Annotated in this window: 14 protein-coding genes and 1 tRNA gene; 12 read left to right on the plus strand and 3 right to left on the minus strand. The window is 59.8% G+C overall.

Annotation, left to right across the window (positions count from 1 at the left end; translation table 11 throughout):
- Nucleotides 1–12: 12 nt before the first annotated feature.
- Complete coding sequence (locus F4V43_RS13360; protein ID WP_150458746.1) at nucleotides 13–831, minus strand: hypothetical protein; 819 nt, start codon at nucleotides 829–831, stop codon at nucleotides 13–15.
- 287 nt (nucleotides 832–1,118) lie between these two features.
- Here F4V43_RS13360 and F4V43_RS13365 point away from each other — a divergent pair.
- From F4V43_RS13365 to F4V43_RS13385, 5 genes are all read left to right on the plus strand, one after another.
- Nucleotides 1,119–1,203: transfer RNA gene (locus tag F4V43_RS13365), tRNA-Leu, on the plus strand.
- A 107-nt stretch (nucleotides 1,204–1,310) separates the two neighbouring features.
- Entirely contained in the window at nucleotides 1,311–2,711 is a 1,401-nt protein-coding gene (locus F4V43_RS13370) for an MATE family efflux transporter (protein WP_150458747.1), read from the plus strand.
- A 149-nt stretch (nucleotides 2,712–2,860) separates the two neighbouring features.
- Entirely contained in the window at nucleotides 2,861–3,769 is a 909-nt protein-coding gene (locus tag F4V43_RS13375; protein WP_150458748.1) for a hypothetical protein, read from the plus strand.
- Nucleotides 3,766–5,802 (plus strand): sensor histidine kinase, encoded by a 2,037-nt coding sequence (locus tag F4V43_RS13380; protein ID WP_191089577.1) that lies wholly within the window; start codon nucleotides 3,766–3,768, stop codon nucleotides 5,800–5,802. Before F4V43_RS13375 ends, F4V43_RS13380 begins: the two co-directional genes overlap by 4 nt.
- Nucleotides 5,783–6,379, plus strand: coding sequence for a response regulator (locus F4V43_RS13385; protein WP_150458750.1), 597 nt, complete (start codon nucleotides 5,783–5,785; stop codon nucleotides 6,377–6,379). Before F4V43_RS13380 ends, F4V43_RS13385 begins: the two co-directional genes overlap by 20 nt.
- 40 nt (nucleotides 6,380–6,419) lie before the next feature.
- On the opposite strand, the gene F4V43_RS13390 is transcribed toward F4V43_RS13385, so the two are convergent.
- On the minus strand, nucleotides 6,420–6,644 hold the full coding sequence (locus tag F4V43_RS13390) for a helix-turn-helix domain-containing protein (RefSeq protein WP_150458751.1): 225 nt from the start codon (nucleotides 6,642–6,644) through the stop codon (nucleotides 6,420–6,422).
- A 192-nt stretch (nucleotides 6,645–6,836) separates the two neighbouring features.
- On the opposite strand from F4V43_RS13390, the gene F4V43_RS13395 reads away from it, so the two are divergent.
- The 4 genes from F4V43_RS13395 (at nucleotide 6,837) to F4V43_RS13410 (ending at nucleotide 9,432) form a co-directional block, all read left to right on the plus strand.
- The gene (locus tag F4V43_RS13395; protein WP_150458752.1) at nucleotides 6,837–7,016 is read left to right on the plus strand and encodes a hypothetical protein; all 180 of its coding nucleotides are present in this window, start codon (nucleotides 6,837–6,839) and stop codon (nucleotides 7,014–7,016) included.
- Complete coding sequence (locus F4V43_RS13400; protein WP_150458753.1) at nucleotides 7,004–7,882, plus strand: hypothetical protein; 879 nt, start codon at nucleotides 7,004–7,006, stop codon at nucleotides 7,880–7,882. The genes F4V43_RS13395 and F4V43_RS13400 overlap by 13 nt, the downstream gene beginning before the upstream one ends.
- A gap of 87 nt (nucleotides 7,883–7,969) precedes the next feature.
- Nucleotides 7,970–8,689, plus strand: a complete 720-nt coding sequence (locus F4V43_RS13405; RefSeq protein ID WP_150458754.1) for a YebC/PmpR family DNA-binding transcriptional regulator — start codon at nucleotides 7,970–7,972, stop codon at nucleotides 8,687–8,689.
- 131 nt (nucleotides 8,690–8,820) lie between these two features.
- Nucleotides 8,821–9,432 carry an abortive infection system antitoxin AbiGi family protein gene (locus tag F4V43_RS13410; protein ID WP_150458755.1) on the plus strand — a complete coding sequence of 204 codons (612 nt, stop codon included), beginning with the start codon at nucleotides 8,821–8,823 and terminating at the stop codon, nucleotides 9,430–9,432.
- A gap of 112 nt (nucleotides 9,433–9,544) precedes the next feature.
- Here F4V43_RS13410 and udk read toward each other — a convergent pair whose 3' ends face one another.
- The gene (udk, locus tag F4V43_RS13415; RefSeq protein WP_150458756.1) at nucleotides 9,545–10,174 is read right to left on the minus strand and encodes a uridine kinase; all 630 of its coding nucleotides are present in this window, start codon (nucleotides 10,172–10,174) and stop codon (nucleotides 9,545–9,547) included.
- A gap of 153 nt (nucleotides 10,175–10,327) precedes the next feature.
- Here udk and F4V43_RS13420 point away from each other — a divergent pair, with 153 nt between their 5' ends.
- The 3 genes from F4V43_RS13420 to F4V43_RS13430 all read left to right on the plus strand — a co-directional run bounded on the left by F4V43_RS13420 (nucleotide 10,328) and on the right by F4V43_RS13430 (nucleotide 13,829).
- Nucleotides 10,328–11,083, plus strand: a complete 756-nt coding sequence (locus tag F4V43_RS13420) for a YdcF family protein (RefSeq protein WP_150458757.1) — start codon at nucleotides 10,328–10,330, stop codon at nucleotides 11,081–11,083.
- Between the two features lie 83 nt (nucleotides 11,084–11,166).
- Nucleotides 11,167–12,339: a threonine aldolase family protein gene (locus F4V43_RS13425; protein ID WP_150458758.1), complete on the plus strand. Its 1,173-nt coding sequence runs from the start codon at nucleotides 11,167–11,169 to the stop codon at nucleotides 12,337–12,339.
- Between the two features lie 242 nt (nucleotides 12,340–12,581).
- Complete coding sequence (locus F4V43_RS13430) at nucleotides 12,582–13,829, plus strand: Zn-dependent hydrolase (protein ID WP_150458759.1); 1,248 nt, start codon at nucleotides 12,582–12,584, stop codon at nucleotides 13,827–13,829.
- Nucleotides 13,830–13,941 lie beyond the last annotated feature (112 nt).

Here is a 13,941-nt window from a genome sequence, read left to right on the forward strand (position 1 = left end):
CCTGTCGGGCCATTATTTTGGAAGCTTGGCCTCTGCCGCGGCGAGGACGCCGCTGATCTGTTTCTCCCAGCCGTACATGTTCTGCCAGCAGGCATGAATCCGGCCGAGTTCTCTGTACATGATCGCCATCTCGGTTGCAGCCGTCATGGCAAGCCCTGCCTTGACGGCCGAGCGATAACGCTTGCCGGCGGCGGTTCGGGTCTTGTTGGCTGACGCGATCTTCCCGTTCTCCGCCGTAATCTGCTTGCGGAGAGCCGCAACCGGAGCCAGCGCTTCCCGGACGGCGGCGGCTTTGGCCGCCGCCGTCTTCTTCGCTTCCGCCAGCGCCGCTTTGGCACCCGCAATCTCCTGGCGGGCGGCGGTTACGGCCGGCTTCATCCGGTTCCGCTGCAAGTCCAGCAGATCGGCGCTCTTCTTGTCCTTGGCCCCGCGGGCGGCGGTCGCCCGCTTGCCGAGGTCGGCATACTGCTGGAGCAGGGGAGCATAGCCGGCCGATGTGCCGGCGGCCGCTGCGGACAGCTTGTCGATGACGGCCTTGTCAATGAGCTTGACGGCGGCGGTGATGCGCTGCTGCCGAAGGTCATTGGACGCACGGAGATCGCGAATCTCCGCCTTCTCGAGCTTAATCGCCGCCTCCAGAGCGCCATACCCGTCATACAGTCCGTCCATGCGGGCCAGCGCTGTGCTGAAATCGGCGGCAGACTCCGCCCCTGAGGCTTCTGCGGAGCCGGACGGAGGCAGGACCAGGAGAGCGGCGGCCAGACACAGAACGAGCAGGCGGGCAAGCAGACGGGAAGAACGGCGGTACACACAAGGGTCAGGGGTTGGCATGGAATTCGATCCTCATTTCTATGAATATGTACCGGAAGCCGAAGCAGTCTTCGCCGGCAGACGGCAAGAAGCACCCTGCGGAACAAGGCGCAATGGCCTGTCCGCAGGGTGCTTCCCTGCTTTCAGCTATGGTTTGACCCAACTATATACAATATTTCCCTGGTCGTCAACATCTATCGGAACAAATGTTTCCCCGACGGGGAACCGGTAATCCCGTTTCAAAATAAGGCTTGCGCCTGACTCCTATCCATGATATATTATCCCTTGTGACTGCCCCTTATAGTTATGCGGTCGTGGCGGAATTGGCAGACGCGCACGGTTCAGGTCCGTGTGGGCTAACCCCCCGTGGAGGTTCGAGTCCTCTCGACCGCATCTTGATTTGAATATCGCAGTCCAGCCCTCCGGCGCTTAGCCCGGAGGGCCTTTCTTTTTATATTTATTGATTGTCCAAATCCGACCAAAGCGAAGTGAATGCAGAGATGGAACCACAGCTTGGGAGCAGAGGGAAGACGGCGCGGCAGCCGGGGAGGCTGGCGCGGAGTCTGACGGGAGAGACGATGGACTACAGGACCATAGCGGCGCTGTTCCTGCCGATTCTGGTCGACCAGATCTTTGTGGTCGGGCTGAACGTGGCCAACACGGCGATGATCAGTTCGGCGGGAGTGGCGGCGGTCAGCGCGGTCAATATGATTGACTCGCTGAATATTTTCCTGATCAGCGTCTTCATCGCCGTCTCTACCGGCGGCACCGTTGTCGTAGCCCAGTACAAAGGAAGCGGCAACGACGCGATGGTCTCCCGGGCGACGGCCGGTACGGTCTCCTCGGTCTCGCTGCTGGCGCTGGCCACGGGCCTTGCCGGAATTGCGCTGTCGTCTCCGCTGCTGCGGCTACTGTTCGGCGCTGCCGAACCGGAAGTCATGGCGAACGCCCGGCTCTATCTGATCGGAAGCTGCATTTCCTACCTCGGCATCGCCGTCGTGGAAGCGGTCTGCGGCGCGCTGAGGGGCATCGGCCGGACCCGAGCCTCCCTGTGGCTGTCCCTCATCATGAATATTGCCTATGTGCTGCTGAACGTGCTGTTCATCAACGGATTCCGGATGGGTGTGCTGGGCATGACGCTGGCTATCAATATAGCCCGTTACCTCGGCGCGGCCTGCGCAGTCTACTACCTGTTCCGGCTCGACACCAGCCTTCGACTCAAGCTGAAGGATCTCCTGGCGGTGAAGCTGGATATGGTCAAGCGAATTCTGTCGATCGGGATGCCGTTTGCGGCGGAACAGATGTTTTTTAACGGCGGCAAAATCCTGACCCAGACCTTCGTCGTCAGCCTGGGCACTTACGCCATTGCGACGAACGCCATATCCGGCTCCATCGCGCTCGTCATGCAGATTCCGGCCAATGCCCTCTCGCTGACGATTGTGACCGTCGTCGGCCAATGCATGGGCAGCCGCAACATCGACGACGCGAGCAAGTTCATCAAGACGTTCCTCAAGCTGTCGTCTCTGTCCTTTGCGCTTATGGGGCTGCTGGTGCTCCCGTTCTTCCATCCCCTGATCTCGCTGTTCCACCCGCCGGCGGCCATCGTGGACGACATCTGGATCATTGTGCTCATGAATACGATCATTCAGGTGCCGCTCTGGTCGATCAGCTTCATCACGCCGGCGGCGCTGCGCGCGGCCGGAGATGCCAAGTTCACCTCGCTGGTCGCCATGCTGTCGATGTGGCTGTTCCGCGTTGTTCTGGGTTATCTGCTCGGCATCGTCTTCGGTTTCGGCATCATCGGCATCTGGGTCGCCATGGAATGCGAATGGGCCATTCGCGGTACGATCTTCCTGCGCCGGTTCCTCAGCCGGCGGTGGGCCCGGCATCAAGTCATCTGAAGCATTGAGCGGAGCCGTCTCTCCAAAAGGAGAGGCGGCTTTTTTGGCATATCCCGGACCCTGCAGGGAGAAAAATGTCATTTACAAAAATTTCTATTTATTTTACAATTTAGAGCATCAAAACCTATACCAGGCAAAGGGGAATGGAAATGAATCGGGCTGCCGGAATTGAGGATATGGTAGGAGCCATCCGCCGCAGAACTCTGCTGGACAAGTATGGAAGGGACGGCGGCGCAACTGTGCTGGAGGCGCTGAATCTGCCGCTGAGGCTGAACCGGTTCAGCTGGGGCGGGCTGTATCTTCTTCTCGCCGGTTATGCGGACAGGCTCTGCGGGGCAGAGACGGAGGAGATTGCGGTATCGGTTGAGCTGCTCTGTCTGTCCTCGAAGATACTGGATGATCTGGCGGACGGAGATAACCCGGCGCTGGCGGACGCAATCGGCGAATCGGGGGCGGTCTTTCTGTTCACCGATCTGCTGGTGGATTGCCTGCGGCGGCTGAACCGGGTATCGGAGGAGCCCGATCGGCTGTACGCCTATTTGCAGGAGGCGCTCCACGGAGAATGGATCGACGTCAGCCGGACGGCATTCGACGGCATGGATGAAGAACGCTATATGACCGAAATTCTGCCCAAATCCGCCGCTTTCTTCAAAATCGTCGCCTTCCTTGCCGACCCCGGCCGGCGCGAATTCTGGGAAGCGTTCTGCGATTCGGCCGCCGCGGCGACCCAGCTGCTGAACGATCTGCACGGAGTCTTCAGCGAGGGCAAGAGCGATCTTGCGCGTCTGCGACCGACGCTGCCGCTGATCAAGGCGCTGGATATGCCGGAGGAGTACGGAAGAGCGGAGACGGCGCGGCTCCTGCGCGGCTGCGCGGCCGGAGACGTCCCGCAGGAAGCCGCCCGGGAGCGCCTGGCCGCCAGCGGCGCGCTGGAATACTGCGCCATTATCCGCGAGATGCACAAGGAGAGATGTGCGGAGCTGCTCCGCACGCGTTTCCCCGAGGAGCAGGAGCGGAACGCCCGTCTGCTGGACTATCTGGGTCTGGGTCCCGAATGAGCCGTTCCGTCTGGAAGGGCCTGATTCCGGCCCACTCCATTCTGCTGATGCTGACTGTGGTCCTGTTCAAGGACGGCAGTCCGCAGGGGTACGGAGATGATCTGCTGTTCATCACCCTGCTGATCGGGCTGGGCACGTTCGTCTATCTGAATACGTCGAAGATGCCGGCGGCCGGATGGTTCATCGTCTGCATGTATATGGCCGCCTGGATTCTGCTGCTGCTGAACGGGCCTTCCCGGGGCTATTATGCCGTGGGGCGGGTACTGATGAGCCTTGCGCCGAACGCTCTGTTCATGTTCTTCGTCCACTTCACGGAGCTTCCCCGGAAGGCCCCCTACCGCAAATGGAACCGTCTATTGCTCGGCTCGGCGCTGGCGACGGCCGCCGCGCTGCTGAGCTTCCGGGCGGAGCTTGCCTATATGCTGTTCCTGCATCTGCTGGTCATGGCCGCAAGCTGTATCCGGCTGTCGGTCTACTACAGGGCGAGACAGCGCCGGGTGCTGAACTGGGAACGGACGGTGCTCAATGTCTCGATCTGGGGCGCGCTGCTGCCTTTTATTACGGCCTATACGTTTCTTCGCCACTTTCTGACCGATTCGGTCAAGTTCAATACGATCTACGCGCTTATTCTCGTTCCCGCAGCGGCGGGCTGCATCTTGATGAAGCGGAGCCGGCCGCTCCGCACCCATCTCAACTACATGTATCTGCTGAAGCTGACGGCATTCGTGCTCACGGGGGCTGCCCTGCTCGTGCTGTTCAGCAGCTGCCTGCTGGGCATCACCCTGTTCCAGACCTTGCTGCTTCTCTATGCAGGGACCATTCTCTTCTACTCCTGTCTGCTATACCAGCGTCGTCTGGCGACCCGCCATCTGAATATGGTGAATCAGGCCCGGGAGAAGATGGAGAAGGAACGCCAGGACATTCTGCAAAAAGTAACCTACGATCAGTACCTGTCCACGCTGAGCAATCTGATCCGCCAGCTGATCGACCGGACGATCGCTCTGGACGGAACGCTGATTATCTGGAAGGAGGACGGGCGCAGCTATGTCCTGGAGCAGAGCGGCGTGTTCGAGCCGTTCTCGCTTCGCAAATACGATACCCGGCAGCTTCAGGAGAGCATCGGCTATTTTGCCTACGGAACGCAATCGTATTATTCCTTCCCGCTGAAGTACCGGAATGAGGTGCACGGATGGCTGATTGCAGGGCACAAACGCGGCGGCGACAAATTCACGCCCGATGAAGTCAATACGATTCTCGTCATGGCCGACACCATCTGCGAAATTCTGAAGACAACGGAGATTCTGCACCGGGGGCGGCAGCGGCGCATCCTGGTTCCGACCATCCGCCAGGAGGATTATGTCAACGTGACCATGAAGCAGAAGGAGGAGGATATCCGCAAAAGCATTGCCCTCTATCTGCACGACGATGTGCTTCAGCCCATTCTGGCTCTGCGCAATATGACGGAGGTGCTCCATACCCGGCAGTCGGATGTGCGGGAGCTGATGCTGGACACGCTCGGCGAGCTGAACGCTTCGATCCGGGACCGGATGTTCGATATTTATCCGACGACGCTGGCCGACCTTGGACTCGTGGAGAGCTTGGGCATTCTGTGCGGCAAAATGAAACGCGAGGCCGTACACCGGCCCGGCCTGCAGATTCGTCTGGACGCGGAGCCCGGTCTCGATCCCGGGGGAGAACTGGCGTACGCCTTGTTCCGCATGATTAAGGAACTGCTGACCAATGCGGTCAAGCATGCCGACGCCAGCGAGATTGTCGTCTCGCTCTATGCGACCGACCGGGACCTTCTGATCGCGGATGTCACCGATAACGGCAAGGGATTTGATTCGGAGGACTGCGAAGACGGCATGGAGAGCGGCCGGGGCCTGCATATCGGCCTGCTGTCCATCCGGCAGGAGGTCAGCGTGCTTCGGGGCGAATTCTCCATCCGCAGCGGCGGCGACTGCGGCACCCATGCCCAAATCAAAATTCCGTTGAAGGAGGCGGACAAGGATTATGCACATTATGCTGTTTGACGACCACAAGCTGTTTGCCAAGAGCCTGGAAATTTCTATGCGGGGCATGGTGGAGCGCTTCGAGACGCATACTTCGCCGGAGAAGATGATGGACATTCTGGCCGCTGGCCGGCCGGACATTGTGCTGATGGATATACATATGGGGGATTACAACGGACTGGAGATGGCGCGGAAGGTGCTGGAACGGTATCCGGAGCAGAAGATTATTTTCCTGTCGGGCTACGACTTGATCGAATACCATAACCAGGCGATTCAGATGGGAACGCGGGGGTTCATCAACAAGAATATTTCAATTCATGAGCTCGTGGAGCATATCCAGTTCGTGGCCCGGGGCGGGCTGATCTTTCCGAAGTACGACTCCGATACCCAGCCGCTGACCAACCGGGAAAAGGAGGTGCTCCAGCTCATGGCGGAGGGGCTGCGCCAGCAGGAAGTGGCGGACCGGCTCTACATCAGCCGGCGGACGGTCAATAACCATCTGCAGACCATTAATGAGAAGTTCAATGTCAATTCAACGGTGGCCGCCATTATGCGCGGCATCGAGATGGGGATTGTGAAGGTGAAGTTCGTCAAATAGGAAGATCTGCGCTGCCGGGCGGAGGGCCCGAGCCGGCCGCTCAGTGCAGCCGGACACGGGGAGCTTCCTCGATCCGGACGAGCAGATCGGCCGGCGAGCACTGGAGAGTCTCGCACAGTCTGTCGAGCAGATCCAGCCGGATGGAGGGATGGCTTCCCCTGCACAATCCCGCCAGGCTGGCCGGGGCAATCCCGGTCAATTGCGCCAGCTCGGGCAGTTCGATTCTTCTCTTGAACATCATAAGATCCAGATCAATCATAATCATACGGGTCAGAACCTCCTTGAATTAACGGACGGCGGCGCCGCCTCTGCCTGATATTGTAGCGTTGCTTCCAGTCGGCGCAGAAGAGTAATTTGTGCAGAGAGTTGGAGGGCCGATAGATTGCACAATATACTCATGGCGGCGCTCGGAGTTCGTCTTATAATCTAGCTATCCGATAAAAGGAGGATGAAAGAGATGTCTCAGAATCTGTGGCAAATGGTACAAGGTATGAAGGGTGGTACTCTCCAGCTTGCGGATGTGCAGACGAATGTTTCTCCCCAGGTGTTCGAGAAGCTTAATCTGATGTTCGGCGACTCCCCCCGGTCGACCGTATCGAAGATTGTCAAGACCGCTAAAGGTGAATGGCCGAGCTGATCGCCCGCAAGCGGGTTGAGCAGTACCAAGCGGACTGCAGCAGCAGCCAGGATCGACTGTCGATCCTGGCTGCTGTCTGTTTGAGGCCGGAACGGGAGCGAGAAGGAGGGGAATCGGCTGTGTTCGCTGAAGTGGATGGGCTGCCGGCTGAACAGGATAAGGAGAAGAACCGGGGAGAGGATGCGGCAGAGTTCACAAGGCCAGCTGCCGCTGCCCCTGAAGCCGGAGCCGTGATCGGCCCGGGCGCTGCGGAGCAAGTGGCCGCAGCTTTCTTTCTCTTCAATGCTGCGGTGCTCCTCCTGCTCTATCTGCTGGGGCTGGAGGGGCGGGGACAGCCGCGTTTCGGGTCGATGGGAGAGGCGCTCAGGGAAATTAACAATTCCATTATCTGGCCGGGCTGCATCGTTCTCACCGGCTGGACGGCCCGTGTGGCCGATGCCGCAGGGAAACGGCATACGGGCACAAGAATCTGGCGCGCACCGGCCATGGGGCTGCTGGGAACCCTGCTCTCGACTTTGCTGCTGGATGGACTGCTGCTGATCTTTGAACCGGTCTACCGGCTGGCGGGTTCGGCGGTCTCTCTGCAAGGATTCTTCACCGGCGCCTTCTTTGGCCGGTTGATGCTTAGCTCGCTGTGCATCGGACTTCTGTCGCTGCTGCCGCTGTATCTGCACCAGCGGGCCGGTTCGGGCACTCTGGTGCTGGCTGCTTCGCTGATCGCAGCCGTTCTGTGGGCTACCCAGTTCGGCCTTGAGGCCAAGCCGGTGTGGGTAGACTGCACGCGGGCAGCGATGGCCGCGGCCTGCCTGCCGCTGGGAATAGCGGCGGGTCTGGACAGAAAGCCGCAGAAAGGCGGGAAGGGCTAAAATGGTTTTCATTTGTCCGTGGGCTCCGAACGAGCTATAATAAGGGGGACTAGCGCATATCCAAATCATGAAAGAGAGCGATAAAGTATGGGCCGTAAGTGGAATAATATCAAAGAGAAGAAAGCGTCGAAGGACGCCAATACGAGCCGAATCTATGCCCGTTTCGGCCGTGAGATCTATGTCGTTGCCAAGCAGGGGGAGCCGGATCCCGAATCCAACCGGGCGCTGAAGGTGGTGCTGGAACGGGCCAAGACCTACAATGTGCCGAAGGCGATCATTGACCGCGCGCTGGAGAAGGCAAGAGGCAACTCCGACGAGGTCTACGACGAACTGCGCTATGAAGGATTCGGTCCGAACGGCTCGATGATTATCGTCGATGCTCTGACCAATAACGTCAACCGGACGGCGGCTGAAGTGCGCGCGGCGTTCACGAAGAACGGCGGCAACCTCGGCGTCAGCGGTTCCGTCAGCTACATGTTCGACTCCACGGCGGTTATCGGCTTCACCGGCAAGAGTGCGGAGGAAGCGCTGGAGATCCTGATGGAGAACGACGTCGATGCGCGCGACATTATTGAAGAAGAAGACTCCGTTATTATCTATGCCGATCCGGAGCAGTTCGGAGCCGTGCAGGAAGCTTTCAAATCTGCGGGCGTAACGGAATTCACGGTAGCCGAGCTTACCATGCTGCCGCAGAATTACATTGAACTGCCGGCGGAATCCGTTCCGCAGTTCGAGAAGCTGATCGATGTGCTGGAGGATCTGGAAGACGTACAGCAGGTATACCACAACGTGGATTCAGAAGAATAGTCTTACCGGAAGACGGACAGCCGCCCTCCCGGTGTCAGGCTGCCCGGGATGCCGGACAGCCCTTTTTGGCGTCGGAAGAAAGAGCCCGGGGTAATTTCCTGTAGGGGAGAACCCTGCGGGAGGAGAGCGAAATGCAGCGATATTATTCCAACATCTATTGGCATTTTACCGGTTCGCCGCAGGTCGATTGGCATTTGGTCGAGCGTCCGCTGGATATTGTCAAGCTGCGCCCGCCTCTGGATGACCGGGAGGCCGCCCAAATTCTGCTGCGGATTCTGGGAACGCGGAAGCTGATCGCTTCCTGTACGGAGTTGCTGTACGGCGAGAAGGAGACCGCTCCATTCTGCTCGGTCACAGACGTGCCGTTCAAGGATCTGCCGGGCCATTCCCAATATTACGGACGGGTGGCCATCGGATTCCGGGCCCCGGTCATTCATGAGTCCTTTATGCCGGTGATGTATATTTCGCGCAGCAACCGCGAATTTGCCGGCCGGATGGCCGCATCGGCCGACCATTTCCTGATGAACTTTGTGAAGATGACGGATTATGCCGTTCGTGACGCGGAGAGCTTCTACCGGGAACGGGAATGGCGGCATCTGGGCGACTTCCGCTTCGGACCCGGCGATGTGGCAGCGGTCATTGTGCCGGGCGACCGCATTCCGGAGGTGCGGGCGGAGTTGGACAGGTTGGGCTATGCGAAGGACCTTTCGGTATTGAGCTGGGATTTTGTCGAGAATGCCTAAGGCGTAAGAGAAAGGGAAAGAGGCCTGCATGGAAGCACAGGGCGCCCGGTCCCGCCGATGAGGCGGAGCCGGGCGCTTGCCGGACAGCGGGCGGGAGACGCAGAGACGATTCTCAGCGGTCCCATTTCTCGCCGGTCAGATATTTCTCGGTCAGGACAGCCAGAAGCTGAATCCCGACTTCGTTCTGGCCGCCCTCGGGAATGATGAGGTCGGCGTACTTCTTCGACGGTTCGATGAACGCTTCGTGCATCGGTTTGACGGTGGTGAGATACTGATGATGGACAGACTGGATCGTCCGCCCGCGGTCTTCGATGTCCCGGAGAACGCGGCGCAGAATCCGCACATCCGGATCGGTATCGACGAACACCTTGATGTCCAGCAGTTCGCGGAGCTTCTCGTCGGACAACACATGCAAGCCTTCAATAATGACGATGTGATTCGGCGCGAGTTCTGTCGATAATTCCCGGGAACGGGCGTGAACGGTAAAATCATACACCGGCGCCAAGGCCGGACGGCCTTCCTTAAGCGTCTTCAGGTTCTCGATCAGCAGTTCATTGTCGAAGGCGAACGGATGGTCATAATTGATGGCCGCACGCTCTTCCAGCGTCAGATGCGAATGGTCTTTATAGTAGTTATCCTGGGATATGAACGTGACTTTGTCCGTGCCGAGGCGCTCGATCACCGAGCGGGCGACGGTCGTTTTGCCGGAGCCGGTTCCGCCGGCAATTCCAATGATTAACATGGGTTTTCTCGAACCTCCCTAAATACTGCGCCCTACAACCTTCATATTGTAGCATGGGCCTAAAGGGTTCGCAAAGGCTTGTCTCCTTTTTGACGGAAGTAGGATCGGATACATAACGGAACGCTGAAATTCATAAAGGGAGGAATGCTTGGATTGCTGTACGTTGTGAAAATTCTGTACAGTTGGGTACTGCCGCCGGGAGGGCTGATTCTCCTTCTGCTGGCAGCCGCAGTCCTGCTGTATCGGCGCCGTTCCCGCCGGCTGGGAACCGCAGTCCTGACCCTCACGCTGCTGCTGTACGCAACCTGCATTCCGCTGGTCGGGGAGAGGCTGATCGGCGGTCTGGAGGGGCGTTACCCCCAGCCTGCGCCTCAAGGCGACATGATTGTCGTTCTCGGAGGCGGAGCGACAGCGGCGACGCCAGATATCGACGGCCGCGGGAACGAGTTGGGTTCGGCTTCGGGCCGTCTGCTGACGGCCGTTCGGCTGCACCGGCTGACCGGGCTGCCGATTCTGTTCTCAGGCGGACAGGTCTACCCGGACAGCGGGAATGAGGCGAATATCGCCCGCAGGCAGCTGCTCGGACTCGGAGTGGAAGAATCGGCCATCCGGATAGAGAATCGGTCCCGCAGCACCCGGGAGAACGCGGAGAACACGGCCGCGCTGCTGCGGGAAGGCGGCTTCAAGGCGCCCATTCTGGTGACGTCCGCCTTTCATCTGCCCCGGGCAGTGGCGGAGTTCCGGCAGGCGGGGATGACGGTGCAGCCGTATCCGACCGACTATACGACTAATACCGGCGGGCCGCTGCGCCTGTACGCAGGCAAGCTGACGCCGAGCGGATCGGCGATGGCGATGACTTCGCTGGCGCTCAAAGAGTACCTCGGCCTGCTGGCCGTTTCGCTTCGGTGAATAGGGGCGTACACAGGAAGCAGCAGCGAACCATGAACAACGAATAGTCGGGAATCACCGATTCCCTTAGGGAGAGGATTAGAATGAATAGCGCAGACGAACAGAAAGAGAAGAACCCTTCTTCCGGGGGCTACGGAGCAAGCGCATCCTCGCTGGCGGCGGATCGGCTGGTGGCCGCCAACCGGAGCGCCCGGTATTGGCTGGCCGGTACAGGTCCCCGCACCGTCGGCCAATTGGCGGAGCTGCTGGATGGAATGGACAAGGACCTGCCGGCGGACCAATATGGAACCGGCGAGATCATCGAGAGCTTCCAGAGAGAGATGGCCGCGCTGCTCGGGAAGGAAGCGGCGGTCTTCTTCCCGAGCGGAACGATGGCCCAGCAGATCGCGATGCGGATCTGGTGCGACCGCAAGGGAACGGCCAGAGTAGCCTATCATCCGCTATGCCATCTGGAGATTCATGAACAGGACGGGCTGAAGAAGCTGCACGGCATTCAGCCGGTGTTGCTCGGGGCCGCCGACCGGCTGATTGCGCCGGAGGATGTCCGGGCGATGAAGGAGGAAGTCTCCTGCCTTCTGCTGGAACTGCCGCAGCGGGAAATCGGCGGCGAGCTGCCGGCCTGGGCCGAGCTGGAGGAGCTGGCTGCGCTCTGCCGGGAGCGGGGGATTCCGCTGCACCTCGACGGGGCCCGCCTGTTCGAGGCGCTTCCTTATTACGGCAAGACGGCGGCTGAAGTATGCGCACTCTTCGACAGTGTGTACATCTCGTTCTATAAGGGTCTTGCCGGCATTGCGGGTGCGGTGCTTGCCGGGGATGCGAAGCTGACGGAAGAAGCGAAGATATGGAAAAGACGGCATGGCGGCGACCTCATCAGCCTCTATCCGTATTTCCTGTCCGGCAAAGCGGCGCTGGACCGGCGGCTGCCCCGCATGAACCACTACTGGCAGGGCGCCCGCAAGCTGGCGGCTGCCTTTAACCGCTGCCCGGGCTTATCCACCCGCCCGGCCGAGCCGGTCACGAACATGTTCCATGTTCATACGAAGCTGGCTCCCGGGGAACTGGAGGCCGTGCTGGCGGAGGTTACGGAGGAGACCGGCGTTGTCTTTGCGCGCGGCGTACGTCCCGGCGGGGAGACGGCTTATTTTGAACTGAGCGTCGGCGACAGTCTGGATGCCATCCCGGAGGAGACGCGTACTGCGGCGTTTGACCGGCTGGCGGAGAAGCTTGCCGAACGCCTGCCTTCGGAGGGCAGATAGACGGCAGAGACAATCGGCGGGAGGAAGGATCAGAGGGGGAGTGCGGCCGGCCGCACTCCCTTTTTTGTATCGCTGAAGGTAAGGATGGTGTCAGAATGGCGGCAACGACGCGGGGATTGTCACATAACCGAGGAGATAAGCTGCCCAATCTTTGACACTCTGTCACATGTAAAAGACCGGAACGGGTTTTACCATGAAAACAGGCAGATTGTAAGTATCCGAAGAAAGCGGGGGACAGGTCTATGCAGCTAAAGCAGATGAATGTAGACGGAGCCAGATTGCGAAGCACGATAGATGCATTCGCAGCGATCGGGCGGACGGAGGGAGGCGGCGTGACCCGGTTGTCGTTGAGCGGGCCGGACCTTCAGGTGCGGGCGTATTTTCGCTCCTGCTGCGAGGAGTTGGGGCTGGAGGTGCGGATGGACGACATGGGCTGTATGTACGCGACACTGGCGGGAAGCGGGGCGCTGCCGCCGATTGTAATGGGTTCGCATCTGGATACAGTGGTGAAGGGCGGCCGGTTCGACGGGGTCCTCGGCGTGATCGCAGGTTTGGAAGTGATCCGTACGCTGGTCGACTACGGCATTCAGCCTCGCTGTCCGGTAACGGTCATGAATTTTACCAATGAAGAAGGCGCCCGGTTCGAGCCCTCCATGATGGCGTCGGGCGTTCTCTCCGGCAAATTCAGCAAGCCGGAAATGCTGGCCAAGCGCGACGCGGAAGGGGTGACGTTTGGCGAGGCGCTGAGCGCCAGCGGCTTCGAGGGCGGAGAGGAGAACCGGCTTCGCGAAGCGGCCGCTTATCTGGAGCTGCACATTGAGCAGGGGCCGGTGCTGGAGAGTGAAGGCGTAACGATTGGACTGGTGGACTGCGTCGTCGGCATGGTGTGCTATGAAATTACGGTTAGGGGCGAATCCAACCATGCCGGAACGACGCCGATGGGAATGCGCCGGGATGCCTTCTTCGCCGCCGCCGATTTGGTAACCGAGCTTCGGGAGCGTCTCGGGGAGCTTGATCCGGAACTGGTCTTTACAATGGGCCGCGTGAATGTCTATCCGAATGTGCATACGGTCATCCCGGACCGGGCCGTATTTACGGTGGAAGCCCGGCACAAGGACATGGAGGTGCTCGCCGAAGCGGAGCGGATCATCCGGGAGCTGCCGGGATCTGCGGGAGGATGCGAGGTAAGCAGCGTCAAGCAGTGGGCGCGCGATACGGTCCGGTTCGATTCCCGTGTATGCGCAGCCGTGTCCGAGTCTGCCCGGTCGCTGGGCTATTCCGCCAAGGAGATGGCGAGCGGGGCCGGACATGATGCCCAGTTCGTGGCAAGCTATCTGCCGGCGGCGATGATCTTTGTGCCGAGCGTGCGGGGACGCAGCCACTGCGAGGATGAGCTGACGTCCTACGAGGACTGCGAGAAGGGCGTCAATGTGCTGCTGGGCGCCGTGCTGGCGCTTCTGGGGGAGACTGGAGAGGCGAGCGTACACTAGGAATGCGGAAGGAAGCGTGTGATCGCACGAAGAGGAAGGTATGTAGAGAGGGCATGACAAAAAGACCGTTTGCGGAATGTCCGCAAGCGGTCTCTTTGTGGTGTGCCCCCGG

This window comes from Paenibacillus spiritus, assembly GCF_008710135.1.
Lineage (GTDB): Bacteria > Bacillota > Bacilli > Paenibacillales > Paenibacillaceae > Paenibacillus_AQ > Paenibacillus_AQ glufosinatiresistens.